The following is a 256-nucleotide window of genomic DNA, read 5'->3' as shown; positions in this document are numbered from 1 at the left end:
GTCCTGCGCGAGCCGGCCGAGGACGTGCGCGACGACTTCCTCGCGGATGTCGGGAGTGAGCAGCGAGTCGAGGTCGATGTCGGAGGCGTGCTGCGTGGAGACCACCACCGTGTCCAGCCGCACGGGCCGGTCACCGTCGTACTCGATGGTCACCTGCGTCTTGCCGTCGGGGCGCAGGTAGGGGATGGTGCCGTCCTTGCGGACCTCGGTGAGGCGGCGGGACAGCCGGTGGGCCAGCTCGATGGGCAGCGGCATG

General features: G+C 70.7%; 1 pseudogene. It reads right to left on the bottom strand.

The features are described from left to right. Positions 1–256: pseudogene (locus JK359_RS38690) on the bottom strand (methionine adenosyltransferase); the annotation flags it as partial.

The organism is Streptomyces actinomycinicus (assembly GCF_016741775.1).
Lineage (GTDB): Bacteria > Actinomycetota > Actinomycetes > Streptomycetales > Streptomycetaceae > Streptomyces > Streptomyces actinomycinicus.
The sequence above is the reverse complement of the archived record's forward strand: the minus strand, read 5'-3'. Positions and strand labels throughout refer to the sequence as shown.